This window comes from Vreelandella indica, from assembly GCF_037070225.1.
Classification (GTDB): Bacteria; Pseudomonadota; Gammaproteobacteria; order Pseudomonadales; family Halomonadaceae; genus Vreelandella; species Vreelandella arctica.
The window spans coordinates 76,945-100,747 of the sequence record NZ_JBANSO010000013.1; the positions used below are offsets into that span (position 1 = coordinate 76,945).

The following is a 23,803-nucleotide window of genomic DNA, read 5'->3' on the forward strand; positions in this document are numbered from 1 at the left end:
CGATACTCATATGGCTATGGATCATACGCGGCGTGGGCTACTACGGGTGGTTACCCTGGCGGGCATCGGCGCTGTAGTGCTGCCCGGTACAACACTGTTGCCGATCGCCCAGACCTTTACCGCTAAAACTTCCCCACCTATCGCTTCGGTGGTGGTGAACGGTTGGTTGCTTAAGGCTAGTGACCGCTGATGTATATCAATTTTGAGGCTATTAGCGAACAGCGTGACGCCGTGGATGTATGCATTATCGGCGCGGGTGCAGCAGGTATTTCCATGGCGGTCACCCTGTCGGAGCGGGGGCATCGCGTGCTGCTGTGCGAAGGTGGCGATGCGGACTACAGCGAACGCTCCCAGGATTGTTATCGGGGTGAAACCATCGGCGACCCTTATATTCCTTTATATGGCGCTCGCCTACGCCATTTAGGTGGCTCGACCAATCACTGGGGAGGCGTCTGTCGTCCGTTGGATCGCTATGACTTCACCGCCAAATCAGCTGCCAGCGAGACAGCTTGGCCCATTGGCCGTGATGCGCTTTCACCCTACTACCGCTCTGCCGCTAAGTTACTCGACTTGGCGACGACGCCCGCAGACCAATCCATCGCTGGGGCTGGGTTTAAACGCATCTATTTTTCTCTGGGCAACCCGACACGGCTGAAAGATAAATTTGCCGCTACGCTGCGCGATTCGATGACGCTTGAGTGCTGCTTAACGGCCAACCTAGTGGCACTGGAAACCCAAGATGGCCACGTCACCAGTGCCACTTTCAAGAATTACCAAGGGGACTACCGCTTGGTACATGCGCGCTATTTTGTGCTCGCCTGCGGCGGTATCGAAAACTCACGTTTGTTGCTGTGGTGCAACCAGCAAGCCAATGGACAGCTAATACCGCAGGCGGGCACGCTGGGGCGCTACTGGATGGAGCACCCTCACGCCACGGTGGGCAAGGCACTGTTGTTCAAGCCAGCGGCGCTGGGGCTAGACGACGAATACAACGTGTTTCTCTCCCCCACTGCTGCATCCCTCGATTCACGTCAAATACTCAACTGTGGGCTGCGCTTGCACCGTATGAACACTGAAACCACTCAGGCGCTGATTGATGAGCTCGCTGATCAAGCCCCTACGCTGGCGGGGCGGATACGTGTCTGGCAAGCCCAAGGGCAGGTAATCCATGGCGTGGTATTAAGAGCCGCCTGGGAACAGGAGCCGCGCTTTGAGAACCGTATCGAACTGAGCGATGAGCTGGATGAACTGGGCGTTCCCCGCAGCCGCTTGGTATGGCAGCAGTCTGAGCTGGATCGCCGCACCATTCGCGAGAGCATGCTGCTGCTGGGTGAATACCTACGTGACAATGAGGTGGGCAGACTACAGATGGCTGATTGGCTTGCCGATACGCCTGTGCAACTGCCCACGGAAGGCGAACTAGCTGGACGTCACCACATGGGCGGCACGCGCATGAGCCTTGCTGCCGAGACGGGTATCGTTAACCCCGACTGCCGTCTATTTGCCCAGGAAAATTGCTACGTGGCGGGCTCCAGCGTGTTTGCCAGCGCGGGGCACGCCAACCCTACATTAACGCTAGTGCAGCTGGCCCTGCGGCTTTGCGATCATCTGGAGAGCAGGTTAACGCAGACATCTAGTGAAGCTGGAGCGGTACCGCCAACCTAAACGGTGTGATAGCCACTTCAAACGCGCGTTGCGTAGATGTGTCTAGCAACGTATAGGCGCCTTCCATGACTCCCACCGGCGTTTGAAGAATGGCACGGCTGGTATAGCGAAAGCTCTGGCCAGGGCCAATCAGCGGCTGCTGCCCGACGACGCCTTTGCCGCGCACTTCCTGGCACTCGCCGCTACCCTGGGTGATTTTCCAGTAGCGCGCCATGAGCTGCACGCTATGGGGGCTTTGATTATGGACGGTGATGGTATAGCTGAAGACGTAGCGCGACTCCGCATCATTGGACTCATCGGCACGGTAGCTAGGCGCAACGTTTACCTCGATAGTTAGACCACTCACGCTTGGCTGCCCCGCTCACTGCTCGCCTGCTCATCGGCGGCGACTCGATTGGCAATCGCCACGTACTCGGCGACCGTCAGTGTTTGCGGACGGCGGATAGGATCAATACCTAATTCTTCAAGGATTTCAGGGCTCACGCGCCCTTTAAAGTTATTGCGCAGCGTTTTGCGCCGCTGTCCAAACGCGAGCTTTACCAACTCAAACAGCAGCGTGGGGTCTTCTGCTGTATGAGGCAGGGTCGCATGAGGCGTTAAACGCACAATGGCCGACTCAACCTTGGGCTGCGGCACAAAGGCTTCCGGCGGCACAATAAATAGCTGCTCGACACTACAGTAGTACTGCGCCATGACCGAAAGACGCCCCCAATCAGCACCGCCCGGTTCAGCAGCCAAGCGCTCAACGACTTCTTTTTGCAGCATGAAGTGCATATCTTCTATCGCACTTCCTGCGGCCAATAGATGAATTATCAGCGGCGTGGAGATGTTGTAAGGCAGATTACCCACCACGCGCAGCGCAGGCCCATCGCCTTTCAGCGCGGCAAAATCAAACTTCAGCGCATCGCCTTCGTGTATCACAAAGTCGGGGTAGTTAAAAAACTGCACGCGCAGGCCAGGGATCAGATCGCGGTCGAGCTCAATGACTTCTAAATGCCCTGCCGCTTCCAGCAGCGGCTCGGTCAGTGCACCCTGCCCTGGGCCAATTTCGACAAGGCGATCCGTCGAGCGCGGGCCAACGGCACGAACGATCCGCGAAATAATGCCAAGGTCGCGCAAAAAGTTCTGACCAAAGCGTTTACGAGCGCGGTGTTGGGGCACAGTAGACATCAAACGGTGTTCCTTGGAGTGCGGATTCAATCGGGAGTATTTCGCAGCAAACGCTAGACAGTAGCAGACAACCGCTGGGTAGATAGACGGCGTGCAAGGGCGATAGCGACTTTCAGGCTGCCGGGGTCTGCCACGCCTTTGCCAGCCAGATCCAACGCGGTGCCATGGTCGACCGAAGTGCGTACCAATGGCAAGCCCAGGGTAATATTGGCAGCCTGACCAAAGCCTGCATATTTTAACACTGCCAAGCCCTGGTCATGGTACATCGCCAACACTGCATCGACACCTGCCAAGTGCCGCGGGGTAAATAGTGTGTCGGCGGGCAACGGGCCAAGGATATCCATTCCCTCAGCGCGAAGGGCATCAAGCGCGGGAATAATAATATCCAGCTCTTCGTGGCCCAGGTGGCCATTTTCACCGGCATGCGGGTTTAAGCCACACACTGCAATGCGCGGTTTAGCAATCCCGAACTGGTGCTGCAAACCAATCGCCAGTAAGCGACTAATGCAGGTGACCCGCTCAAAGGTGATAGCGTCGGCGACGTTGCGCAGAGGCAAGTGTGTGGTCACCAGAGCAACACGTAAATCGCCACTACCCTGCCAGCTTGGCGATGCCGCATGTAGCGCCGCGTCGGTGGCCAGCATCATCACGACGTCATCAACGCCACAGGCATCACGCAGCCATTCGGTATGGCCGGTAAAGCCAGGGTGACCGCCGTCAATAATTACGCCTTTGTGCAGCGGTGCGGTCACCATGGCAGCGGCGAGGCCGTGTTGACAAGCATCGACCGCCATTGCCAGGGTGGCAAGTACGTAATCGGCGTTAGCTGGATTAAGCACACCTGGCGAGGAAGGGGCATTAAGAGCGACGGACCAAACAGGTAAGGCATTGTCGCCACTTGGGCACTCACCCACCGAACACTCTACCACCGTAACATCCAGCCCCAGCGCAATTGCGCGCTGGCGCAGCATTTCCGGATCGCCAATGGCCACGGTATTTGGAGGAAGCCCCCCCCCGGCTGCAAGCATTAGCGTTAGTTCAGGACCGATGCCCGCTGGTTCGCCGGTGGTGATGACCACCGGCAGCGCGCTATCAGCCCTTGAAGTCCCAGCTACCATTAGAGACGAACATCAACAAAAGCCTGTGAGCGAATCTCTTGCTGCCAGGTTTCAAGCTCTTCGTTCGCGCGACGCTGGAAGATCGCTTGGCGAACCTGCTCGCGCTGACTCTCCTGAGTAACGTTCTGGCGGCGACGCTCTTCCACCTCAATCACGTGGTAGCCGAACTGAGAGCGCACCGGCTGGGATATCTGGTTAACGCCTAGGTCACGCATTGCTTCCTCAAACGCAGGAACAGTTTGCCCTGGGCGCACCCAGCCAAGCTCACCCCCGTTGAGTGCAGTGCCGCTGTCATCGCTATACTCGCGCGCCACGGAGGCAAAATCATCTCCCTGAGACAAGCGCTGGCGCACTTCTTCGGCTCGCGCTCGCGCCTGGTTTTCATCGCGATTAGGCGTCAGCTCGATTAATACGTGGCGGGCCCGCGTCTCTTCAATGAAGTTCTGCTCGCCGGCCTGCCCCTGCTGCTGGTCAAGAAAACGCTCAACGTCACGATCACTAACCGTCACACGATTACTGATTTGGCGCTGCTGCACCTGACGCATCAGCATTTCGCGGCGAATATCTTCGCGCACGCTCGCCAGCGTCATGCCGTCAGCTTCCACGGCATCAGCAAACTCATCCAGCGTCATACCGTTGGATTCGGCAATCGAGCGCACCTGACCGTTTAGCTCAGTATCATCAATCGTCAGACTGGCATCTTCCGCCATTTGTAGCTGAATCTCTTCCATCACCATACGCTCAAGCACTTGCCGCTCAAGCTGGGAGCGGGGAGGAAGATTACCGCCCTGCGTCTGGGCCTGCTGCTCAATTTGCGCCATACGATCATCCAATTCGCTGCGCATGATCACATCGTTATTGACCACGGCCACGACACTATCCAATGCCTGACGCTGAGTGGATTGGAAATTCTGCGCCTGGAGTGTCAGCGGCGCCAACGCAAGGCCAGCGCCAACGCAGAGGGCGAGTAGGCTACCCGCAGAGAGCTGTTTCATTCGGCCTAGCAAGGGCTTTCTCATTTTCATTACAAACGTCTCTTTCATTAGCCATTCTATGGAAGTCATTTACAGGGCAGTCGGACGATAGCCAGGAATGGTCTGTTCAAAATAGCTGTCCGCATTCTGGCCAACGCCGCCTAAACCACGAAATACGAAGCGTAAAAAAAGCCCGCGATCATTAAAATCATCATCAATGCGGGCAGTATCATCGTCATCGACCCATTCACGCCAAACAAGCTGCAGGCCATAACAGCAGTTATTCCACTGCACGCCTGCCAGCTGCTCAAGCGAGCGGTCATTGGTTTGATCGTGAAGGTAGCGACCGATCAAATCAATGCTAGTGCTGGCTTTCCAGGCAAACGACAGATCCCACTCTTCACGGTTATAGTCGCGAAAGCCGTCGTCGCCCTGCAACACACCCGGGTCAAATCCTTCGATCTCCCAACGGTAGCCAAGGTTCACTACGTGCCCTTCGGGATGGCGATAACGTACATCAACGCTTGAGCGTTCGGTGCGATCACGGTGATCATCGTAGAGCCATTCGTAGCCACTGCTCCAGCGATCATTAATTTGCCAATCAAGGCGGGTCACTAGTGGTGAACGATCCCGGGTGGCCTGATAGTAGCTTTCAGGATTAACGTTGGGGTTTTCTTCCGGCCGATCCGGCAGCGTATCCGCATCGCCTTCGCTATCGATTCGGCGATCATCAAAGTAAACACTCTGCCCGACCCCAAACGAAAGTCGATCACGACCGGACGCATCCTCAAGTAGGCGCGACTGCACGCCATAAGAGAGCCGGTTGAGATCACCCACGCGGTCAGTGCCGGAAAAGCGCTGGGCGGACCAGAGCTGATCCCAGGAGAACACACGTTCTCGACTGTCAAAGTCCGGCAGCTCAGTTTGATCGGTACGTGGCACGTAGGCGTAGTTCAGACGCGGTTCCAAGGTTTGGCGATAGTCGCGCCCGCCGAGGGCCAGCTCGCGCTCAAAGACCAACCCGCTATCGATTGAGGTCAGCGCAATGCTGCGGCTGGGCGAGTCGCCCCGCTCCGTTTCTCGCTCGCCATAATCCAACTCATAGGCGGTGTTCCACAGTTCAGTACGCGGCTCTAAATAGCCCCAAGGCCGTTCAAAGCGCCAGCCAACAACAGGCGTAAGGTGCAATCGGCTACCGGTGGCCGCCTCACGCTCCGGCACACGGCGCTCATCCACATCGCGCCAAAAATAGGTCGCATTAGAGCGCCACTGGGTGTAGAGGCCGTTGTCGAACTGCCAGTTCGCGTTGGCACTCAGGCTCGGCAGTTGATAAAAGGGCTTATCGCTATCGCTGAGCGGGTCTTCCAGACGCTGAAAGCCTTGGGCACGGGCATCTAACTGCCAGCGCTGGCCACGGTAATCGACCTGGGCCAAGCGCTCCATGCTGGCGCGATCACTTTCACCGAACTCGCCACCAAAGTCATCAAAATAGCGCCCGTCGCTGGCCGCACCATAGCGCAGCCGGTAATTGCTACGCTCGTTTACCCGCCCTGCATGGCGGGCATCCACATACCAACGATCCTCACCTTCAAAGCGATTTTCTCCACCGCCGGAGCCGCCGTTATCACTATTTAAATAGCCGCCTTCGACGATGCCCGCACTCTCTTCAAACAAGTAACGGTACTCACCGTTCATCAGCAACCCGTGGTCGCTCATCCAGCGCGGCGTGATGGTCGCATCTTGGTTAGCGGCGATATTCCAATAAAAGGGCTGGGCGTAATCAAAACCATCTGATGAAAAGCCTATCGACGGGGAAAGTAGCCCGGTGTGACGACGATCATCAATGGGAAAACGCAACCAGGGCCAGTAAAACACCGGAACATCTTTAACATGCAGTCGGGCATGGCGCGCAGTGCCAAAGCCTTCGGCTTGGTTTAATCGAATATCGCTGCTGACCAATTCCCAGCTATTGGCGCCTGGGTCACAGGTCGTGAAGCTGGCGTCCTGCAAGCGGTACTCGCTTTCCCCGGTTTGCTCTAACTGAGCGGCCTCACCGCGCAGGTGCTGGTCGTAAAGCACATAATGGCTATTACCCAACGTCGCACGGTCTTCATTTAGCCTGAGCATCGCCTGCTCGCCGCGCACCAATGCACGTCCGTCACGTATGGCGATATTGCCTTCAGCATCGACCTGCTCACGGTCGGCGGGTAAAAAGACACGCTCCGCTTCTACTTCCTCATTGCCGCGCCGAAGCACCACATCACCGCGCAACAACGCCTCGCCATTGGCGGCGTAATCGACGTCGCTGGCCTCAAGTGAGAGGGTTTCCGGGTTCTCTTCCGCGGGTAAGCGGTAGCTGGGCATCACGTAGCGCCCCCGGCACAATTGATTGGCCGCCTCTTCTTCCCCCCAGGCTTGCCAGTCTAACGCTTCCGCGGGCATGTCTTGACCTTGAGCCACCGCCGTAAACGAGGCGCCAGCAAGCAAACTGCCCATCAGCGTATGCGCAACTGGCAACGTGCGCGAAAATCGCTTGCCCATGTTCGTTATCCTTGGCATCCAGAATCGGTATTATACAGCCCGCATGATGCCCGACCAGCAAGGAGCTTGCATGTCCTCTTATCGGATTAACGCCCTCACCACGTGGGCTGCCCAACAAAACGGCCTTTCCAAGGCCGATATTACGCTTTCATCCGCCGTGGGCGATGCAAGTTTCCGGCGTTATTTTCGCCTCACATTACCCGACGGCTCTACCCAGGTAGTAATGGATGCCCCGCCTGAACAGGAGGACTCACACCCTTTTGTCGCCATCGCCCAACGTTGGCACAGCGCAGGCTTGGCGGTACCCAAGGTGCATGCCGCCAACTTGGCGGACGGCTTCCTGCTGCTTGATGACCTGGGCAACACACCGCTACAAAACTTGTTTACCGACGACGCTACCACACAGGCGTACCATGCGCAGGCCCTAACGCTCATCGCCGAGCTGCAAAACCGCGCCAGCCCCGAATCACTGCCCGCTTATGATAGGGCGCTGCTTGGCCGGGAGCTCGATCTGTTTCCCGAATGGTGCTTGGGTGCTTGGCTGAAGCTACCGCCACCCGAAAGCTGGCACCCCCTGCGCGAGCAGCTTATTCAGCAAGCGCTGGCCCAGCCGGTGGTCAGTGTGCACCGCGATTTCGATGCTATGAACCTGATGGTACACGACCAGCGTTTATTCATGATCGACTTTCAGGACGCGGTGGCAGGCCCGCTAAGCTACGACCTTATCTCATTGTTGCGGGGGCGCTACTGCCGCTTTAGCGATGAGGAGTTTAGCGACTTCGTCAGCGCATTTTATCAGCAGGCCCGCCGTGATGGTCGTCTTCCCAGCCGGGTCGATTTTGCCACCTTCCTAATCCAGTGCCATGCCATGGCCGCTCAGCGCTCGCTGAAAGTGCTGGGCATATTTTGCCGTTTAACGCTACGCGATCAAAAAAGTGGCTATCTTGAGCGCTTGCCGCACTTTTTGGATCATCTGGAGGATAGTCTTTCGTTCCTGACCGAGCAGACTGATTTCACTGAGTGGGTCACGCTCACCTTTCGCCCCGCCCTCATGAAACGACTAGCGGAAATGACGTAATGAAAGCAATGATCTTAGCCGCAGGGCTCGGCAAGCGGATGCGACCGCTCACGGATCACTGCCCCAAGCCCCTGTTACCCGTCGCGGGTAAGCCGCTCATCGTGCATCATCTGGCGCGTCTTCACGAAGCGGGGATTCATGAAGTCGTCATTAATGTCAGCTACCGTGCCGAGCAGATTATTGATGCCCTGGGTAATGGCGATGCTTTTGGGCTGCGTATTCATTGGAGCCGTGAAACAGAGCCTTTGGAAACCGGTGGCGGTATTCAGCAAGCCCTACCGCTGCTGGGTGAAGCACCTTTTCTACTTATTAACGGCGATGTCTGGTGTGAAGCGTTGCCCAACGTACAAGCGCTGCAAGGCGATGATTTAGCGCATTTGGTGCTGGTAGATAATCCTTCCCACCACCCCGACGGCGATTTTGGGCTAGCGGGAGGGCGCGTTAATCAAACCAGCACGGAGCGGTTGACCTTCGCGGGCATCAGTGTGATTCACCCAGCGCTGTTAGCCGGGCAGCCTCAGGGCGCCTTTGCATTAGCGCCACTGCTCAGGACCGCTATTGATGACCAACGGGTGAGTGGGGAACATTACACGGGGCAATGGGTCGATGTGGGCACGCCTGAACGGCTGGCGGCATTGGAAAGCCAGCTCCAATTCCCACGACCGCGCGGGAAGGACTAGCCGATGCATCCAGACTATTTACGTGCGGCAATCGCTGATACGCCCCGCGTAGCGGTCTATGGCACGCTGAAGCAGGGGTTCAACAACGCCCACTGGTTAAACGGCGCCAGGCGACTGGGGAGCGACACCACCCGCGCCCTCACGCTCTACGATATCGGCCCCTACCCCGGCGCAAAATGGCAGCCATCCAAAGGCGTCACTATAGAGGTTTATGAGGTCAGCGTTGGCCAGCTGGCCCAGCTAGACCGGCTAGAGGACTACCGTATCGACGCACCCACGCAAGGCGAGTATGACCGCCAGCAAATAGCCACCCGCTTTGGTCGTGCCTGGGTCTATCTTTACAATCCGGAAGTGGCGGATAAGCGAGCCATTTGCGAAGGCGGTTGGGAGATGCCTTACACTGACCATGATTAATAATGCCGGTGATGAAAAACAGGGGCATTGAGAAGAGCCCCTGAGAAGAGGCGCGCAGGCCAAGAAATGTTATGCTGCGCGACTTACCTTTCGTCGCCTAGATGAGGAGAGCCGCGTGAAAGCACGGGTAAAATGGACAGAAGGCCGTCAATTTGTGGCGGAATCCGGTAGCGGGCACAGCGTTGTCATCGACGGTCCGCCCGACCACGGTGGCCGCAATACAGGGCCCCGCCCCATGGAAATGCTGTTGATGGGCATGGGCAGTTGCACCGCTTTTGACATCTTGAACATTCTCGATAAAGCGCGTGCCAATGTCACCGACTGCGTCGCGGAACTTGACGCCGAACGCGCTGATGAAGTGCCCGCCGTCTTTACCAAGATCCACGTTCATTTCGTAGTGACTGGGCATGCATTGAAAGAGAAGCAGGTTCAGCGCGCCGTTGAACTCTCTGCTGAAAAGTACTGCAGCGCGTCGATCATGCTGGTTAATGGCGGCGTAGAGATCACTCACTCTTTTGAGATTATCGAGGCTTGAGCGGCTGTTTGCACGGGCAGCGCTTGGCTCCCTCGACTAGCGCCGCCGCTTACCCAACCGCGGTGGCAAAAAAAATAGTTCAGTCGGATGCAAGCAATCGCCTTGACGGGCATAATACGCCCGCTTGTTTTACCTTCACTTGTGCTGTCACCGCCCTGCTTTATCGGGTGGGGTTACACCGCAGCGATGGTGGCAACGTCTTATTGGTTCCGGCGCTGGCTCGTCGGGGTGTCTTCACCTGCCATAAGGAGGCTCGGACATGACAGATAATCTCCGACTCCACGGGTTTAACAACCTGACAAGCTCTTTGAGCTTCAACATTTACGACATTTGTTACGCCAAAACCGAAGAGCAGCGTGCGGCTTATATCGACTATATCGATGAGCTCTACAACGCCGAACGTTTGACGCAGATTCTTAAAGACGTCACCAATATCATCGGCGCTCACGTGCTGAATATCGCCCGCCAGGACTATGAGCCCCACGGCGCAAGCGTGACGATCCTGATTGCCGAGCATGAGCTGGATGACGCCGCGCCTGAGCAGATTAAGCCGGGCCCCGGCCCACTGCCAGAAACGGTGGTTGGGCACTTAGATAAGAGTCACGTTACGGTGCACAGCTATCCTGAGTCGCATCCTGACAACGGCATTAGCACCTTCCGTCTGGACATTGATGTCTCGACCTGTGGTCATATCAGCCCGCTTAAAGCGCTGAACTACCTGATCCACAGCTTCGACTCCGACATCGTCACCATGGATTATCGGGTACGCGGCTTTACCCGTGACGTAGACGGCAAGAAGCTGTTTATCGATCACGGCATTACCTCCATCCAAGACTACCTTGCTGACGATACCAAGCATGCGTATCAGATGATGGATGTAAACGTGTATCAGGAAAACATGTTCCATACCAAGATGCTGCTCAAAGACTTCGAGTTGGATAACTACCTGTTCGGTACGTCTCGCCGCGATATTACCTTTGAAGAAGCACGTGATATTGAGAGCCGTTTGCGTAAAGAGATGCTAGAGATATTTTACTCCCGCAACTTGGATTAAGCGTCGCCGCTGAATGCCAAAAGCCAGCTAACGCTGGCTTTTTTTGTGGCGCTTATATGGGATCAATAAACACTGGGCTCGCCTTCGGGGCGGGTCTTAAAGCGTCTATGCAGCCACAGATATTGCTCCGGGTGCTTGCGAATGGCCTGCTCAATAAACTGATTGACCTTGGTCGCATCGGCTACCTCGTCATTGCTCGGAAACCCTTCTAACGCTGGCAGGCTCTCGATGGTGTACGTCGCATTATCGGGGTTGCGGTGAAACATCATCGGCACCACCGACGCGCCGGTCATACGCGCAAGCTTGGCCGTTAAGCGAATCGTCGCAGCCTGCTGACCAAACAACGGTGCAAACACACTGACATCGCGGCCAAAATCCTGATCCGGCGAGTACCACACCATCCGGCCTGCCTTAAGCTGCCGCACAGCCCCACGCAGATCGTAACGGTCAATCGCGACTCCAAAGTTGCGTCCACGAGCGCGAGTCATAAAGCGCTCAAACAGCGGGTTGTTATGCGGGCGATAGACAGCGTCAGCAGAGAAAAATAGCGCGTGTAAGGCACCGCCTAAATCGAGCGATGAGAAGTGAACACCGATAATGACCACCCCTTTGCCTCGCGCCTGAGCACGGGCCATGTGCTCTTCGCCAATATAAGCAACTCGGTGGCGTAAGCTTTCGCCATTTCGACACCAGCCCGTCGCGGTTTCGACGAGACCAATGCCATTAGCGATGAATGACTCTTTGACGAGTTGCCGCTGTTGTTCGGCGCTCTTTTCGGGAAAGCACAGCGCTATATTGGTGTCGGTAATGCGCCGCCGCCGCTTGGCAAAGCGCCATGCGAGCAACCCAAGCCCTTTGCCAATACTCATTTTTAGCCGCCAGGGCAGCCAGGCGGCAACATACATGGCACCAATCCCGAGCCAAGTGGGCCAGTAACGCGGGTGGGCAAACGAACGTGGATAACGTGATTTTGACATAAAAACAACCGTTTAATCAGAACGCCCATGATAACGCCGAGGCGCCCGGGGCAGTACCCCCGTCAGCAGGGTATAGCTGATCGTATCGCAGTAACGGGCCACTTCATCCACCGGCAGTACTTCGCCGTTGCTAGCGCTACCCCATAATACGACTTCGCTGCCAATGGCGGCATCGGGCACGTCTGTTACATCCACCGTGAGCATATCCATAGAGACTTTACCGGCAATCGCGCAGCGTTGGCCGTTTACCAGCACTGGCGTACCATCGCGGGCATGGCGGTCATAGCCGTCACCGTAGCCGCAGGCAACCACGGCAATGCGTGAACGCCGCGGCGCACGCCAGCGCCCGCTGTAGCCCACGGGCTCGCCCTCTTCTAGCTCTCGCAGGGCGATAATTTCAGAGCGCAGAGTCATCACTGGCTTCAGTTGCCGGGTGATGTCATTGGCGACTTCTAAGGGGTCGCTGCCGTAGAGCATGACGCCTGGCCGGTTCCAGTCACCATGTGCCACCGGCCACGCCAAGGTCGCCGGTGAGTTGGCTAGGCATAGCGGCGCTTCTAGCTCACTGGTCAACTCCTGGAGCCGTGCCATTTGCTGAGTGAAATAACGGCTATCCTGAGCATCGGCAGTGGCAAAATGGCTCATCAGGTGCAGCGAAGCCACACTCGGCGCAGCAAGAAGCTGGCGCCAGATGGCAGCGGCCTCTTCAATGGCAAAGCCCAGGCGGTGCATGCCGGAGTCGACTTTTAACCATACCGGGATGGGCTGGCGTGGCGTGGCCGCCAACAGTGCATCAACCTGCCACTGGCTATGCACCGCGATCCAGAAACCGTGGGTGTCCACCAGCGCCAACTCATCAGTACTGAAGATGCCTTCAAGCAGAACGATAGGCTTCGTAATGCCACCTTTACGCAACGCGAGAGCCTCTTCGATACAGGCGACGGCAAACGCGGGAGCATGGGCCTCCAGCGCTTGAGCGCACGCTAGCGCACCATGCCCGTAAGCATCAGCTTTGATAACGGCCACTGAGCGGCTTTGGGGCGCACAGCGGCACGCCAATTGATAGTTGTGACGCAGCGCGTCCAGATCAATATCGGCCACAAGGGGGCGCATAGGTTTTCTCACTTACCTGATTCAGCAATAAATGCTTATTAACAAAAAATGTCAGCGATAAAAAACCGAGCAAGCACCTATAGGTACTTGCTCGGCTTAGAGGGAAGGCGCGTTTAATAATCACCTTTGTTGCGCTTCAAACACTTAAGTTTCAAACAAAGCTTCTAACGAGAGACCCTGTTTTTCCAGCGAACGACGCAGCTTTTTCAGCGCTTCGACTTGAATCTGGCGAACTCGCTCGCGGGTTAAACCGATTTCGGCGCCCACTTCTTCCAGGGTGGCGGATTCGTGGCCGCGTAAGCCAAAGCGGCGCACGACAACTTCACGCTGTTTTTCGCTCAGCTCATCAAGCCAAAGATCAACGTGCTCTTTGACATCGCCATCCACCAGACGCGCTTCAGGCCCCTGCACCTCATCGTCGGTCAACGTATCGATCAGCGGCTTATCGCTCTCACCGCCCATCGGGTAATCAACGGACGATACGCGCTCATTGAGGCCGAGCATCTTTTTGACCACCTCGACCGGTTTGTCCAGGTGCTCGGCGATCTCTTCAGCAGTGGCCTCATGGTCAAACTTCTGGGTCAATTCGCGCGCCGCGCGCAGGTAGATATTGAGCTCTTTGACCACATGAATCGGCAAACGGATTGTACGCGTTTGGTTCATCAACGCGCGCTCAATGGTTTGTCGAATCCACCAAGTGGCATACGTTGAAAAACGAAAACCCCGTTCGGGGTCAAACTTTTCAACGGCGCGGATCAAGCCCAAATTACCCTCTTCGATCAAATCCAGCAGCGTTAAGCCGCGGTTAAGGTAGCGGCGGGCAATCTTCACCACCAGCCGCAAATTGGACTCAATCATCCGTGAGCGTCCCAGCGGGTCGCCCTTACGCGCTAATCGGCCGTAATATACTTCCTCTTCTGGCGTTAATAATGGCGAAAAGCCGATTTCGTTGAGGTAGATTTGCGTTGCATCCAAGCTTTGGGTCGATTGTCGATCCTCACGCCCTAGCGCTTTTTCAAAAGCATCTTCTTCTACCGCGATGTCATCATCGGTATTATCAAGTGCCTCCTCAGCAGCCTCCAGGTCAACCTCCTGTAGATCTTTCTCCAACATACTCATGGCCTTACCCCCGTGTTTCGCCTACCCGCCATTTAGAAAGTCAAAGGGGTGCGCTCTAAGGCGCACACCATATTGTTATGTGACAATTGTTATATGACGCTCGAATACAGCGATTCGGGCAACTTCCAAGTTAAACGCTGGCCTTCCACGCTACCGGTGAGTGCATTAGCGGGAAGGCAGAAAGTCCATGGGATCTTGAGGCTGGCCATCACGGCGAACCTCGAAGTGCAATCGGACATTTTCTGCGTCACTATCCCCCATCGTCGCAATCACTTCACCCGCTTCTACCACGTCATTTTCACTGACCCGTAAGCTATCGTTATGCGCATACGCACTCAGGAATTGGTCGTTGTGCTTGAGAAGGATGAGGTTGCCATAACCCCTGACGCCGCTGCCCGCATAAACCACAATACCGGGCCCAGCTGCTTTAACAGGTTGCCCCTTTTCACCGGTGATATCAATCCCGGCAGTGATGCTATCGCCTTGTCCAAATGCCCCGACGACGTTGCCATCGGCAGGCCATTGCCAATTGATCGTTTCAGCAGGCGTATAGGTACGCGAAGAGCGGTCAACGCTGGCACTTTGTGTAGCTGGAGCAGCTTCAGGCTGTGGCTCGGGTTCTGATACTGGCTGCGGTTCAGGTTCTGACGCTGGCTCAGGTTCCGGCTGAGCGGCAGGCTCAGGTTCGGCAGCTGCGACCACTTCAGGCTCAGGCGTGGAGGAAGAGGTATTTTCTTCACTGCTAGGCGAAGAATCAGCCACTTGTTCCGCAGCCTCTACGGCATCGCGTTCAGCGGTTAGGCGCTGGTTACGTTGAATCGCGGATTCGTCGGGCAACAGCCAGTCGAGTTCCTGGTCATCACTCGCAACAGAGGCTGCTTGCGGATTCAGTCCGGTCGCCACGGCGCCACCACCATTGTTATTAGCGGCAGGCTGGCTACTGGCGACTGATGACGTTGAGGCGCCTTCGCGCAGGGCAATGGTTTGCCCTGGCCGAATTTGGTACGGCGCATCAATATTGTTCATTGCCGCCAACTGGCGATAATCCAAATTGTGCTGCCATGCGATGCCATACAGCGTGTCGCCCGCTTTAACGGTGTACTGGGGTGAGTTTTCCACCGCTTGGCGTGCTTGGCTTAAATCACGCACTTGAGGGCTTCCGCCTTGTTGGCTGGCACAACCCGCAATTGTTAATGCCAGCGCCGACATCATCAGTACTTTAAGACTATAACCTTTACGCATATAAACCTTACTCCTTTTCAGCGCCAAGCTTGGTATCGATGGGCCGACGATCCGCGTGCCGGTTGAGTAACACAACAATGAGTGCCCCCAAGGCCATTAGCGCGACAACGCCAGCTACTTGTGCCGAGGCACCGGTCAATACGGCATAGTCAGCGGGCAACAAATAACGGTGCTCCAAAGGGATCATTTGCCCTTCTGGCCCTATTTGATAGCGTAACAGTTCACGCCATGGCCAGAGAACCGGTAACGAACCGACAATAAACCCCAGTAGCAGTTGCATGGTCGAGGTATGGTGGCGCCGTAACAACCAGGACAACAAGCGTGAAAACAACGCTAAACCCACCACACAGCCCATTCCAAACAGAATAATAATGCCCAGATCAAAGCTGCGAATTGCCCCCATGATGGTGCCGTAGAGCCCCATTGTCAGCAATAGAAAGCTGCCTGATACCCCTGGCAGTAGCATGGCGCTGATGGCAATGCAGCCTGCCACCATCACTACCAGCGCCTCGTTGCCCAGCAGCAGCACCAGCGGCATCATGCCTGGTAACGCTTGGGCCAGCACTAACCCCACCAATAACGGCAGCAGATACCATAGCTTCCAGCCGCTACTTGCCTGCCCGACCACCAATGCGGAGGCCGCTACAAGGCCAAAAAAGAACCCGTCTAACAGCAGTGGATGCGCTTCCATCAACCACAGTGCTAAATGCGCAACGCTAAATAGACTAACCGCAACACCCGCCAATAGCGGCACCAGAAAAGCTAGATTCAGATGGAGACTCAGGGCTTTCCAGCCACCTTGACGCCATACACCAATCGCACTTGGGCCAAATTGCTTGATTGTGTTAATCAGCTCTTCATAAATACCGCTAATAAACGCAATCGTACCTCCCGACACACCGGGTACCGCATCGGCGGCGCCCATCCCTGCGCCACGTAAAAATATTCCCAAGGGTTGCCGCTTCAATCCACTACTCCTTGTAGTAAAGGTACAAAACGTACGGGCTCAAGCCGCCGTTTTTCAAAGGCACTGCCGATGCGCTTTACCTGAGTAAGCCACTGGCTGCCATCGGGATCTTCCAAGGGGGCGATCAACACCCCGTCGTAACTCAATTGCTCTAGTAGCGATGTGGGCAGTGTATGAGCGCAGGCGGTTAGCAAAATAACATCAAACGGTGCCACTTCAGGCCAACCATAGCCTCCATCCGCTACTGCTAGTGTGGCGGGGGCCGTAAGCCGCCGTAACCGCTCAGCCGCACGCTCGTACAACGCACCAATGCGTTCAATGGAGTAGAGCTCTTCTACCAAGCGCGACAATATTAACGTTTGATAGCCAGACCCGGTGCCCAGTTCCAATACCCGGCGGGGCCCGGCGCGCAGCACAAGCTCGGTCATCCGCGCCACAATGAACGGCTGCGATAGCGTTTGGCCAAAGCCAATCGGTAAGGCGGTATCTTCATAGGCGCGGTGCGCCAGCGCCTCATCCACAAACAGATGACGCGGTTCACTGGCCATGACCTCCAGCACGCGGGCATCGTTGATGCCTTGCTGCATGAGGCGCTCGACCATTCGGTCGCGGGTACGCTGGGAGGTCATGCCGCGACCGCGCAGCTCAGCAGGGGAGATATCAGGCAAAAACATCCAACCAATCCTGCACATCGTTAAGCGCGGGGTGGCGCGTCAGGTCTGTTTGTAACGGTGTAATCGATACAAAGCCCGCTTCAACAGCGGCAAAATCGGTATCTTCACCATCATCGGCATTGGCTGCTACCGGCGCAATCCAATAGCGGGTACGCCCTCGCGGGTCTTTTACCGGCAACGGTTTTTCGGCTGGTCCGCGGTAGCCCAGGCGGGTAACTTTAACGCCTTTGATCTCTTCCCAGGGTACATCGGGGACATTGACATTAAGCAGCGTACGCGGCGGTAGCGAAAGTTGGTCCGCGGCGCCAATCAAGGTGGCGGCCACTCTTCCGGCGGTAGCGAAGTGGCGCTCGCCGCATAGCGACATGGCAATCGCGGTCATGCCTAGGTTGCGCCCTTCCATCGCCGCCGCAACGGTGCCGGAATAGAGCACATCGTCGCCCAGGTTACTGCCGTGATTAATCCCTGAGATCACTAAATCAGGTTTTTCATCCCATACGCCGTGAACGCCTAAATAGACGCAGTCGGCAGGGGTACCATCAACGCTATAAAAGCCGTTATCAAGCGCCGTCAATGAAAGCGGCCGTGACAAGGTAAGCGAATTACTGGCACCGCTGCGGTCTCGGTCAGGCGCCACCACGCGCATATTGGCGTGCGACAGCAGCGCATCGTGTAGCGCACGCAACCCAGGCGCGTAAACACCGTCATCATTTGAAAGCAGTAGTCGCCGCATAGTGGCTCTCCCTTTTTTATATGCACAAGTTATATGCACAAGAGTCATTAGCGCCAGCGTCATAAGCACACAGCATAAACGCGAAAGGTGACAACTCCTATCCATCACTTTTAGTAAACTTTTTAACGTCTTATAGCTATTCTGACGACTTATAACCGTTCTGACGACCGACGTCGCCCACCGCTATCCACTCATCTCTATCAGCTCACCAAGCACAGCGGTAGCAAAGCTACCGCGAGGCAACAAAAAAGAAAGCCGTACGGCGTCAGCTTCCCAAGTAAGCTGTGGTTCCAGCAGCCGCATCCGCAGCGCACGGCGTGCCTGCTTAACCCCGCTGCGCTCCAAACCACTACACAAGCCGGGATACTGCTGCTGCAAATACGTTTCATAGCTAGCAGCGTCACCCTGACCGGCTTCGCCAACGCCCCAGAGCACCCCCGTTGGATGCACATCCAGCGCCATGGCGCGGGCCTGAAGCGTCGCATCGGTGGCGTCGATATGAAACACGCTTTGCGTGCCGTCCAGCATTAAGGTGTCGCCCGCCAGGGGTTGCGTCCAAGTGCCATCCGCAATGCGAGTGCTGAGCAGTTCGTTAAACAAAAAGCTGCGCGCGGTAGAAAGCATCATACCTTGACGGTCGTCCCGTTTACGCCAACCTCTGTTAAGTAGTGCTTCTGCGCGCTGAAGATTATGCCCTTCATGACCAAAGCGCTGGGGGCCGAAATAGTTGGGCACACCAGACTGACAAAGCGCTTCCCAGCGGCTGATAAAGTCGTCGCTTGCTATGGCCTCACCGCTTAGGCGTAAGACGAATCGATTAGTGCGGTGAACCCCGCGCTTAAGCTTACGCGGATGGCGCGCCTGCTCAACCACCGTGATGCCCTGGGCATTAAGCGATTGCTCTAAGTCAGGCGGCGCATCGCGCCCTGGCAGGTGCACGCTCAGCCACTGGCGGGTCACGGCAATACGATCCTTCATCCCGGAGTAACCAATATCACGGGGTGTTACGTCACAAAGCCGACTTAATAACTTAGCCACTTCTAACGTGGATTGGTTGCGTTTTTCAACCCGCAACCACAGGTGTTCCCCGTGCGCCTCGGGCGTAAAATCAAGCTGTTCGTCAACCCAGAAGTCTTCCGCCTGAGCACGATATTGACCGGCTTTAGGCGGGCCGAACAGAGGATCTAAGCAACGCTGCCAGACAGGCATATTAATCATTAAGCGCCTCTGCACGGTTTAGCAGCACCACTGCCTCAGCAGCAATACCCTCACCGCGCCCGGTAAAGCCCAGCCGCTCGGTAGTGGTGGCTTTAACGTTAACCTGGCTAAGCGCGACGCCTAAGTCAGCGGCAATGATGGCCCGCATTGCATCAACATGAGGCGCCATTTTAGGTGCTTGCGCCATTAATGTGGCGTCGATATTGACCACGCCATAACCCTGGCCCTGAACAAGAGTGACCACATGGCGCAACAGTTCGCGGCTATCAGCCCCCGCCCACGCTGGGTCGGTATCGGGAAAATGACGGCCAATATCGCCCAGCGCACAGGCACCTAACAGCGCATCGCTCACAGCGTGCAGCAGCACATCGCCGTCGGAGTGAGCCACGAAGCCATGGTCAAACGGTAGCTTAACGCCACCGATCATCAGGTGATCGCCGGGGCCGAAACGGTGGACATCGAATCCGTGGCCAATACGCATTACTAAGCTCCTAAGGATTAAAGCCTGTCAGGCAGGTTAGCGGCTTGCGCCGCTATAATCGCAGCTGCCAGCGCCAAGTCGTCTGGGTGGGTAATTTTCAGGTTATCGCGCCGCCCGCTTACTAATTGCGGCCATTCGCCCAGGGCTTCGACTGCCGAGGCTTCATCAGTTACCAGTGTTTGCTGCTGGCGGGCGGTTTCCAGTGCACGCCGCAGCAGCGCGTAACGAAAACCTTGGGGCGTTAGCGCATGCCATAAGCCATCCCGGGGTTCTGTTCGCGAGCTCAGGCGATGGTTATCGGCACGCTTCATGGTATCGGCTACCGGCATCGCCAAGAGCGCGCCAGCGGGGTGTGTCGACGCGGCTTGATAGAGCGCCTGCAGGTCGTTCACGGTAATACAGGGACGTGCCACATCATGCACCATCACTACATCATCACCCTCAGCCGCCATGGCGTGCAGCGCATTTAACACGCTGTCCATTCGCTCGTTGCCACCTGGCACTCGCTGCCAGTCCGCAAAAGGTACCCAGCCTGGTGAAAACCAGCGGTCATCAGCATCTAAACAGAGTACCAAGCGGGCGTGGGGAAAGGCGTGATGCAGCCGAGCCAAGGTATGCGCCAACACCGGCTGTTCATCGGCCAAGGTTAAATACTGTTTAGGCTTGTCTGCCCCCATGCGGCGACCTTGGCCCGCCGCAGGAACGATTAGCCAGGTTTGGCTCACTGCGCAGGCTCCTGGGGAGCGACTAAGCCAGCATTGATACCGATCAGCTCATTCTCAATTGCCACACCAGGCACCCAGAAAAATTGTTCATCAGTACGCACCATGCCCATATCGCTACGCGCCCGTTCTTCTATGGCGTCTAAACCGTTTTTTAAATCCGTCACTTCGGCCGCCAGCCGCGCATTGCGCTCGCGCATGGGTACATTGGCCGCTTCTTGCACCGCCACACGCTGCTCCACACGCTGTAAATCGCTCCAGCCGCCGTTACCTAGCCACAATTCGTATTGAAGCAGTGCCAACACCGCGAGCAATGTTATCACTAGCCATTTGCGCATCATTGCTCTCCCTTGGTATATCGGCTGGGTTTATTAAAAGCACTGGCTGAATCAACCTCTGCGCTGATCCGCTAAAGAGCGCTTATCGGCGCGCATTATGCCATTAAGGGGCAACACCAGCGAGCCGCGCCTTACTTTAATGTCGGTTTTAATAACAGTTTTAGTATCGGTTTAAGTGTCGGATTAAATGACGGCGTAATGATGGTTCAAATCACTGCTTAAAAGGCAGCGCTTGATGGGCCGCTTCGCGATAGGCGCTGACATGTTCGCCCTCTTCCTGACAAAACTGAGCAACACCGGCGGCAAGCCCCGGATGGCGAATATAGTGCAGCGAGCGCACTCGTTGAGGGGCAAAGCCACGCACCAGCTTGTGCTCACCCTGGGTGCCTGGATCAAACAGCGTTAAGCCATGCTGCAAACAGTATTCAATCCCCTGGTAGTAGCACGCCTCAAAGTGGAGGCAGTCAGCGACTACCTCGCTTCCCCAGTAGCGGCCATATAATGTGCTACTGCCACGAAAATAGAGCGCTGCGGCTACCGGGCGGCCTTCACTGTGGGCCTGTACCAGCACTAGCGCGTCAGGCATGGTTTGGCGTAGTTGTTCAAAAAAATCATGGTTTAAATAAGGCGGACGGCCACGCTCATGGTAGGTAATCGCATAGCAGCGATAGAAATGTGCCATATCGGCGAAGGTAATCGCTTCACCTTCCAAACGCGATACCGTTAAGCCTTGCTCAGCGACTAAGCGCCGCTCGCGCTTGATCATTTTGCGTCGCTTTGAGGTCAGGCTGGCCAAGAAGCCATCAAAGTCGCCAAAGCCACGATCACGCCACTGAAACTGGACGCCTTCACGGGTGATAAGCTCTGGGCACTGTGCCTGCCAAGCGGTAACATCCGCTTCATTGGCAAACAGCAAATGCCAGCTTGAAAGGGCTTGGCTTGTGCACTGTTCACGCCATGCCTCGGCAAGAAACGCTCGCACTGCCGTGGCATCAGCGTGCTCAGCGATCAGCGTGCGCACGCCGGGTACCGGTGTGAACGGCACCGCGCTAAGCGCTTTAGGATAATAACGACCACCGGCGTGTTCTAACGCTTCCGCCCAGCCCCAATCAAACACATACTCACCGTAGGAGTGATGCTTGCGGTACATGGGCATCGCCGCGACTAGCTGCTCGCCTTGCCATACACTCAGATGACAAGGCTCCCAGCCGGTAGCCACGCTGACCGAGCCGCTGGCTTCAAGTGCGTGTAAAAAAGCATGGCGTAAAAAGGGCTGATCATTATCGACGAGTGCATCCCACTGGCTTGCCGTGACGGCCCCAATGGTGGGTAGAATAGTGAGCGACAGTGGATCTAACGGCATAGCACCTTCCAGGGAGTGTGGGGCTAACGCAATATAAGTTGCCAGCACCACTTTACACTAACTGACTGCATTAACCGTTTACATTAATCATTGTCGTCAGCCGTTTATAGCGACCATCTCTACCGACCAACTATACCGACATTGATACCCACGCTTATCACTCGCGCCGATAGCGGCGTACAAGGAGAGGCCATGAAGCGCGACCTAACGGGTGACTTCCAAACGCAGCGTCATGCTGCCGATCAAATGCCCTACCCGACGCTAACGGTGCGACGTGAACGACTGGCCCGCCTTGCGCGCATGACCAAGCATCACCAGCTAGAGATTATCCGTGCGATTCAAACTGATTTTGGTCAGCGCAGCGACGTAGAAATACGCATAGCCGAGATCAGCGCGGTACTAGACGCCATTCGTCACGCAAGACTCAATCTATGGCGCTGGATGCGCCCTTGGGCGGTCAGCATGCCCTGGCGGCTACTGCCGGCACGGGCTCGCATTGCGCCTCAGCCACTGGGCGTTGTCGGCGTGATATCGCCCTGGAACTACCCATGGTGTTTGTCGTTAATGCCGGTGGTTGACGCCTTTGCAGCCGGTAATAGGGTGTTACTCAAACCTAGCAAGCACTCCCCCGCTACCAGCGCTCTATTGAAGCGATTAGTGCCGCAATACTTCACCCCTGAAGAGTTCAACGTGGTGGAGGGCGATGAGGAGGTCGCGCGTCGCTTTAGCGGCTTACCGTTTGATCACTTAATATTCACTGGCTCTACCGCGGTGGGACGGCAAGTCGCCCAAGCGGCGGCGGCGAATTTAACTCCAATCACGCTAGAGCTGGGCGGTAAATCGCCTGCTATCGTGGCGGGCGATGCCGACCTGGATCAAGCGGCCGCAGCGATTATTTTCGGCAAAGGCATGAACGGCGGGCAAACCTGTATTGCTCCTGACTATGTGCTGGTAGAGAGCCGCCATATTAGCGGCTTGGTTAAGGCGTTAAGCCACGCCATTCAACAGCAGCGGCCCGACGATCATGCAGCCACGTCTGCCATTGATGCAGCTCATGAACAGCGGCAAGAGGCCATGCTCCAAGAAGCCCACGATCATGGCTGTAGAATTATTGACCACGGCCCGCATGCGCCTGCACTGATTATCGATCCCCATCAAGGCCTTCAGGTGATGCGTGAAGAAACGTTTAACCGCTGCCTACCGGTGATTGGCGTCAGTGATATATCGGCAGCTATGAACGTTGTGAATGCCCGCCCCCACCCATTAGCCCTTTACGCATTTACTCACGATAAAGGTTTACAGCAACAGTTGCTGGAAACCACTCGTTCTGGGGCACTGGTGTTTAATACGACGCTGCTGCATCACGCAGTGCCATCTTTACCTTTTGGTGGTGTAGGAGAAAGTGGCATGGGCGCCTATCACGGCCGCCACGGCTTTGAGCGATTTAGTCATTTACGTAGTGTTTTTTATCAATCAAAACGCACACCTAGCCACATGCTTTATCCGCCTTACCGGCGTTGGTTAATGAAACTGATTGGGCTTGGTTAAAGCTTACGGGTTAATGTCCGATATTTAGTTATACATTGGCATAAAACCCTTATGGTATGTTTTATTAATTCTCAGCTTT

At 56.1% G+C, this 23,803-nt stretch carries 25 protein-coding genes; 8 read left to right on the forward strand and 17 right to left on the reverse strand.

Translation table 11 applies throughout. The features are described from left to right. The first annotated feature begins 10 nt into the window (after nucleotides 1-10). Both V8L71_RS10875 and V8L71_RS10880 read left to right on the forward strand, forming a co-directional pair. On the forward strand, nucleotides 11-190 hold the full coding sequence (locus V8L71_RS10875) for a hypothetical protein (protein WP_336268472.1): 180 nt from the start codon (nucleotides 11-13) through the stop codon (nucleotides 188-190). Further along, nucleotides 190-1,665, forward strand: a complete 1,476-nt coding sequence (locus tag V8L71_RS10880; RefSeq protein ID WP_336268471.1) for an FAD-dependent oxidoreductase — start codon at nucleotides 190-192, stop codon at nucleotides 1,663-1,665. Before V8L71_RS10875 ends, V8L71_RS10880 begins: the two co-directional genes overlap by 1 nt. On the opposite strand, the gene apaG is transcribed toward V8L71_RS10880, so the two are convergent. From apaG to V8L71_RS10905, 5 genes are read right to left on the reverse strand one after another with little or no spacing between them, the layout of a single operon-like run. Beyond that, nucleotides 1,634-2,011: a Co2+/Mg2+ efflux protein ApaG gene (gene apaG, locus V8L71_RS10885; RefSeq protein ID WP_008956340.1), complete on the reverse strand. Its 378-nt coding sequence runs from the start codon at nucleotides 2,009-2,011 to the stop codon at nucleotides 1,634-1,636. The genes V8L71_RS10880 and apaG overlap by 32 nt on opposite strands. Further along, a complete protein-coding gene (rsmA, locus tag V8L71_RS10890; protein ID WP_035558921.1) occupies nucleotides 2,008-2,835 on the reverse strand; it encodes a 16S rRNA (adenine(1518)-N(6)/adenine(1519)-N(6))-dimethyltransferase RsmA in 828 nt (275 codons plus the stop codon). Before rsmA ends, apaG begins: the two co-directional genes overlap by 4 nt. A 53-nt stretch (nucleotides 2,836-2,888) precedes the next feature. Further along, nucleotides 2,889-3,953 (reverse strand): 4-hydroxythreonine-4-phosphate dehydrogenase PdxA, encoded by a 1,065-nt coding sequence (pdxA, locus tag V8L71_RS10895; RefSeq protein WP_101145222.1) that lies wholly within the window; start codon nucleotides 3,951-3,953, stop codon nucleotides 2,889-2,891. Next, entirely contained in the window at nucleotides 3,953-4,978 is a 1,026-nt protein-coding gene (locus tag V8L71_RS10900) for a peptidylprolyl isomerase (protein ID WP_101145221.1), read from the reverse strand. The genes pdxA and V8L71_RS10900 overlap by 1 nt, the downstream gene beginning before the upstream one ends. Before the next feature lie 39 nt (nucleotides 4,979-5,017). Further along, on the reverse strand, nucleotides 5,018-7,468 hold the full coding sequence (locus V8L71_RS10905) for an LPS-assembly protein LptD (RefSeq protein ID WP_336274131.1): 2,451 nt from the start codon (nucleotides 7,466-7,468) through the stop codon (nucleotides 5,018-5,020). A 70-nt stretch (nucleotides 7,469-7,538) separates the two neighbouring features. Between V8L71_RS10905 and V8L71_RS10910 the strand changes: the two genes are divergently transcribed. The 5 genes from V8L71_RS10910 (at nucleotide 7,539) to speD (ending at nucleotide 11,229) form a co-directional block, all read left to right on the forward strand. Further along, the gene (locus V8L71_RS10910; RefSeq protein ID WP_101145219.1) at nucleotides 7,539-8,546 is read left to right on the forward strand and encodes an aminoglycoside phosphotransferase family protein; all 1,008 of its coding nucleotides are present in this window, start codon (nucleotides 7,539-7,541) and stop codon (nucleotides 8,544-8,546) included. After that, nucleotides 8,546-9,226, forward strand: a complete 681-nt coding sequence (gene murU / locus V8L71_RS10915) for an N-acetylmuramate alpha-1-phosphate uridylyltransferase MurU (RefSeq protein ID WP_336274132.1) — start codon at nucleotides 8,546-8,548, stop codon at nucleotides 9,224-9,226. Before V8L71_RS10910 ends, murU begins: the two co-directional genes overlap by 1 nt. A 3-nt stretch (nucleotides 9,227-9,229) precedes the next feature. Further along, entirely contained in the window at nucleotides 9,230-9,640 is a 411-nt protein-coding gene (locus V8L71_RS10920; RefSeq protein WP_336274133.1) for a gamma-glutamylcyclotransferase family protein, read from the forward strand. 115 nt (nucleotides 9,641-9,755) lie between these two features. Continuing rightward, complete coding sequence (locus V8L71_RS10925) at nucleotides 9,756-10,175, forward strand: OsmC family protein (RefSeq protein ID WP_008956332.1); 420 nt, start codon at nucleotides 9,756-9,758, stop codon at nucleotides 10,173-10,175. 259 nt (nucleotides 10,176-10,434) lie between these two features. Next, nucleotides 10,435-11,229 (forward strand): adenosylmethionine decarboxylase, encoded by a 795-nt coding sequence (gene speD, locus V8L71_RS10930; protein WP_336274134.1) that lies wholly within the window; start codon nucleotides 10,435-10,437, stop codon nucleotides 11,227-11,229. 62 nt (nucleotides 11,230-11,291) lie between these two features. On the opposite strand, the gene lpxL is transcribed toward speD, so the two are convergent. The 12 genes from lpxL to V8L71_RS10990 all read right to left on the reverse strand — a co-directional run bounded on the left by lpxL (nucleotide 11,292) and on the right by V8L71_RS10990 (nucleotide 22,176). Next, on the reverse strand, nucleotides 11,292-12,206 hold the full coding sequence (gene lpxL, locus V8L71_RS10935) for an LpxL/LpxP family Kdo(2)-lipid IV(A) lauroyl/palmitoleoyl acyltransferase (protein WP_336274135.1): 915 nt from the start codon (nucleotides 12,204-12,206) through the stop codon (nucleotides 11,292-11,294). A 12-nt stretch (nucleotides 12,207-12,218) separates the two neighbouring features. Then, nucleotides 12,219-13,319 carry an alanine racemase gene (gene alr, locus V8L71_RS10940; RefSeq protein ID WP_101145214.1) on the reverse strand — a complete coding sequence of 367 codons (1,101 nt, stop codon included), beginning with the start codon at nucleotides 13,317-13,319 and terminating at the stop codon, nucleotides 12,219-12,221. A gap of 144 nt (nucleotides 13,320-13,463) precedes the next feature. Beyond that, nucleotides 13,464-14,438, reverse strand: coding sequence for an RNA polymerase sigma factor RpoS (rpoS, locus tag V8L71_RS10945; protein WP_035558949.1), 975 nt, complete (start codon nucleotides 14,436-14,438; stop codon nucleotides 13,464-13,466). A gap of 165 nt (nucleotides 14,439-14,603) precedes the next feature. Beyond that, entirely contained in the window at nucleotides 14,604-15,680 is a 1,077-nt protein-coding gene (locus V8L71_RS10950; RefSeq protein ID WP_101145213.1) for a peptidoglycan DD-metalloendopeptidase family protein, read from the reverse strand. 7 nt (nucleotides 15,681-15,687) lie between these two features. Next, nucleotides 15,688-16,647, reverse strand: a complete 960-nt coding sequence (locus V8L71_RS10955; RefSeq protein ID WP_008956326.1) for a DUF368 domain-containing protein — start codon at nucleotides 16,645-16,647, stop codon at nucleotides 15,688-15,690. Beyond that, the gene (locus V8L71_RS10960) at nucleotides 16,644-17,321 is read right to left on the reverse strand and encodes a protein-L-isoaspartate(D-aspartate) O-methyltransferase (RefSeq protein WP_101145212.1); all 678 of its coding nucleotides are present in this window, start codon (nucleotides 17,319-17,321) and stop codon (nucleotides 16,644-16,646) included. The genes V8L71_RS10955 and V8L71_RS10960 overlap by 4 nt, the downstream gene beginning before the upstream one ends. Then, nucleotides 17,308-18,054 carry a 5'/3'-nucleotidase SurE gene (gene surE, locus V8L71_RS10965; protein WP_008956324.1) on the reverse strand — a complete coding sequence of 249 codons (747 nt, stop codon included), beginning with the start codon at nucleotides 18,052-18,054 and terminating at the stop codon, nucleotides 17,308-17,310. Before surE ends, V8L71_RS10960 begins: the two co-directional genes overlap by 14 nt. Before the next feature lie 183 nt (nucleotides 18,055-18,237). Next, nucleotides 18,238-19,272, reverse strand: a complete 1,035-nt coding sequence (gene truD, locus V8L71_RS10970) for a tRNA pseudouridine(13) synthase TruD (RefSeq protein WP_336274136.1) — start codon at nucleotides 19,270-19,272, stop codon at nucleotides 18,238-18,240. Next, nucleotides 19,265-19,753 carry a 2-C-methyl-D-erythritol 2,4-cyclodiphosphate synthase gene (gene ispF / locus V8L71_RS10975; protein WP_336274137.1) on the reverse strand — a complete coding sequence of 163 codons (489 nt, stop codon included), beginning with the start codon at nucleotides 19,751-19,753 and terminating at the stop codon, nucleotides 19,265-19,267. The genes truD and ispF overlap by 8 nt, the downstream gene beginning before the upstream one ends. 17 nt (nucleotides 19,754-19,770) lie before the next feature. Next, nucleotides 19,771-20,478, reverse strand: a complete 708-nt coding sequence (gene ispD, locus V8L71_RS10980) for a 2-C-methyl-D-erythritol 4-phosphate cytidylyltransferase (RefSeq protein ID WP_336274138.1) — start codon at nucleotides 20,476-20,478, stop codon at nucleotides 19,771-19,773. Next, nucleotides 20,475-20,813 carry a cell division protein FtsB gene (gene ftsB / locus V8L71_RS10985; RefSeq protein WP_336274148.1) on the reverse strand — a complete coding sequence of 113 codons (339 nt, stop codon included), beginning with the start codon at nucleotides 20,811-20,813 and terminating at the stop codon, nucleotides 20,475-20,477. Before ftsB ends, ispD begins: the two co-directional genes overlap by 4 nt. A gap of 211 nt (nucleotides 20,814-21,024) precedes the next feature. Continuing rightward, entirely contained in the window at nucleotides 21,025-22,176 is a 1,152-nt protein-coding gene (locus V8L71_RS10990) for a GNAT family N-acetyltransferase (protein ID WP_336274139.1), read from the reverse strand. A gap of 192 nt (nucleotides 22,177-22,368) precedes the next feature. Here V8L71_RS10990 and V8L71_RS10995 point away from each other — a divergent pair, with 192 nt between their 5' ends. Then, nucleotides 22,369-23,724, forward strand: a complete 1,356-nt coding sequence (locus V8L71_RS10995; RefSeq protein ID WP_336274140.1) for an aldehyde dehydrogenase family protein — start codon at nucleotides 22,369-22,371, stop codon at nucleotides 23,722-23,724. The last annotated feature ends 79 nt before the right edge of the window (nucleotides 23,725-23,803 follow it).